We start from the raw sequence: 3333 nt of genomic DNA, 5'->3' as shown, positions 1-3333 counted from the left end.
GAACATTTTACTCATACCAGCCGAATCAATCGATTCCCCTTGGTTTTGCTCTTTACTTTTGACCTCGTATTTCCCTAGAAAACGCTTTCCTTTTTGTTCCATTACTGTTTTGCATTCACTTATGATTTGTCCTTATCGCTTTTCTTATTCAGAAATAGAAAAACCCGAACCGATTTTAGGAGGAAATCGATTCGGGCACAGTTGTCCTTTTGCCTTGCCGGGCCAAATATACGATGTAAACAAGCAAGTACAGCCCAAGAGCAACCAGAGAATAGCGATACATCACCGCAAAGCTGGTCATCTTGGCAACTGCTCCGAGAATCATTGCTCCTCCGCCAATTCCCAGATCGAACGCCGAGAAAAATGTCCCGGTAGCTGCCCCTCTTCTCGTCGGGTCTACCCGTTTGATCGTCCACGCCTGCAAGGAAGGCTGCACGCCGCCGACACCGACGCCAAACAGGATTGCGGCAAAAATCAGCTGCCATTCACTCGTGCTGTACGACAGCATCAGCAGTCCGCCGCCAAGGATAAATCCACCCGGCAACAAAATCCAGACCGGTCCCTTGCGATCAAACAGCCTTCCTGCCAGTGGCCGGACAGCCATCAGCGCAATTGCATTGAACAGGAAAAACAGGCCGATATTTGCGATGCCAACCTCAAGACCGAACAAGGTAATGAAGCTGAATATCCCTCCGTAAATAATCCCGATCAACAGATTCAACAGAGACGGAAACAACGCCGCTTTTTCAATAAGCCCACTCAGCACGCTTCCACCCGGCTTTTTCCCGGGAACAATTGGCTTGATTTTTACCAGCCTGGACAAGATCATCGCCAGAGCAGTCAATCCTGCAGAGATGGCAAAAAGCCAACCATATCCCCAGTTTTGCGACACCCACAAGCCCTGAAGTGGCCCGAAAGCCATCGCCAGGTTGCTGAACATCCCGAAGTATCCCATTCCTTCCCCGCTTCTTTCACGGGGAATGATGTCGGACACAATCGTTCCGTAGGTGGTAGTGACAATTCCCCAGCCAATCCCGTGCAAAAAGCGGATCGCCAACACCAACGCCACACTGACCATCCAGTAATACCCGGCGACCGCCAGCAAAAAGATGGCCAATCCAATCAGCAAGACAGGCTTCCTTCCGATGGTGTCCAGCGCTTTCCCGGTAAAAGGGCGCACAAGCAAGGCTGATACGGTGAAAAGGCTAATGACCAACCCTACCGCCAACTGGTCTCCCCCCATGTCTGTCACATAAACGGGAAGCGTCGGAAGGAGCATCTGAAACGAGACGAACAACATAAAATTGGAGAGTGCCAGGATTACAAAATCTTTTGTCCACAACGCCTTTTTTTCTGCCATCAATGTTCACTCCCATAGGAAACCGGGTTTCTTTTCAATACAATAATATATGTAAAGTATAAAAAGTCAACCCACCGAATCCCCTATTGTGCACTTTACACCTTAGGGAGCAATCCAAAGCCTTATCCAGAAAAAAAGACGCCGGATATGCGCCGACGTCTTGTTGCAGTTGCAGCTTCACACGATCCTGTCCACACGGATGTGCGAATCAACATTTTGGTATCGATCAGCAGCCCGAGAAAAAGCATGGTTATCTTCAATTAGTGGACCGTGCTCTTGAAGGGCCAAATGCTGCTACATATTCCGGGAAACATTTGCACGGAGCGCGTTCCTGCCAATTCGCATGACCATGAAGGAAGCCAGCAAGCAAAAAGCTCCTGCGGTTATGAACATGAAGAAGTAACTGTTTAATACTGTGTAGATGACGCCACCACCGTAGGCGGCTGCCGCAGCCCCTAATTGATGGGCGGCCAATATCCAGCCAAACAAAATTCCTGCCTGCTGTTTGCCAAAAATGTCTGTCGTCAGCCTCACTGTAGGAGGAACCGTCGCAACCCAGTCCAAACCGTAAAATACGATGAATAAGCCAAGGCTAAATGTTGAAGAGGACAAAGCTGTCGGCAGAAACATCAAGGAGAGCCCACGCAGCCCATAGTACCAGAACAGGAGCCAGCGGTTATTGTAGCGATCCGACAGCCAGCCGGAAAACGTCGTTCCAATTATGTCAAAAACCCCAATCAGGGCAAGCAAGCTGGCAGCAGTCACTGCTGGAATCCCATGCTCCATGCAGGCCGCAATAAAATGTGTCCCGATCAACCCGTTTGTAGACAAGCCACAAATAAAAAAGCTTCCAGCTAACAACCAAAAGTCAAAGGAACGAAAACCAGTAAAAAGTCCGTTCATTGCTGCGCGGAATGGATTTTGCACTGGAGCCGCAAGCTCTTGGTCAGTAGTTGTTGCTCCGTATGCTGTAAGCCCTTTGTCACTTGGGCGATCCCGCATCAATGCGGCAACGATTGGCACCATTATGAGTGCTACCGAAGCAATTACCCAGGAGGCTGTACGCCAACCTTCAGATTCAGCCAGACTGGCGAGAAGAGGAAGAAACACAAGCTGTCCCGTAGCACCGCTCGCCGTCAAAATTCCCATAACCAGTCCTCGCTGCTGTACAAACCACCGATTGGCAATCATCGCCCCTAATACCGATGCTGTGCAGCCTGATCCAAGGCCAACAACCACTCCCCACAGTACAGTCAGTTGCCATGATGCCTGCATCCATGTTGTCAACGAAGCCCCTAGTGCCAGCATCAGCAAAGCAATCATCGTAATCCGCCTAATCCCGAATCTGTCCATGACAGCTGCGGCAAACGGCCCCACCAAACCGTATAACAACAGATTGACAGACAACGCAAAGGAAATAGAAGAACGACTCCACCCAAATTCTTGTTCCACAGGCACCATGAACACGCCAGGTGCAGAGCGAATTCCAGCCCCAATCAAGAGGATGAAAAAAGTCACTGCGGCAATCACCCAGGCATAGTGGAAACGCATAGAAGCAGCCTGTTTCATGAATACTCCTTTCCTGTCCGCAAACATCAAAAATTTTCAGTATCTTATCCTAGTATTCTTTACTATAGTGGAGCAAGCCCCCAATGTAAAAATGAACTTTTCCATGCTACTCATTTAAAATATTGATGAGGGAGAAAGAACGAGGAGGAAAATGGAGAAGAAAAGCAAGCACAGGAGCAAGCTCCTGCTCAAGTACGGCAAAGCAACGCTTCGTTCTCGCAAGCAAGGACTCCCTTCCTGACTGCTGAGTTGCTTTCTGTGTCCGTATGTTGCGGTTTCCCATGGAAACAAAAAAAGCTGCATTCTCCATTACTCGCAAAAGTAATCGGGAATACAGCTTTTTCTTATTCCTTCAAAACTGGATCTGCATGTTTGCCAGGCATATGTGGATAAGTCCTCGACCG

At 49.0% G+C, this 3333-nt stretch carries 2 protein-coding genes; both read right to left on the bottom strand.

Features of this window, described 5'->3' with window-relative positions; genetic code table 11:
• Positions 1–175 precede the first annotated feature (175 nt).
• On the bottom strand, positions 176–1360 hold the full coding sequence (locus EDM57_RS22870; RefSeq protein ID WP_122906964.1) for an MFS transporter: 1185 nt from the start codon (positions 1358–1360) through the stop codon (positions 176–178).
• Positions 1361–1654: 294 nt separating this feature from the next.
• Positions 1655–2929 carry an MFS transporter gene (locus tag EDM57_RS22865; protein WP_122906963.1) on the bottom strand — a complete coding sequence of 425 codons (1275 nt, stop codon included), beginning with the start codon at positions 2927–2929 and terminating at the stop codon, positions 1655–1657.
• Positions 2930–3333: the final 404 nt, after the last annotated feature.

Source organism: Brevibacillus gelatini (assembly GCF_003710935.1).
GTDB lineage: Bacteria > Bacillota > Bacilli > Brevibacillales > Brevibacillaceae > Brevibacillus > Brevibacillus gelatini.
This window is presented reverse-complemented; position numbering and strand designations above follow the sequence as displayed.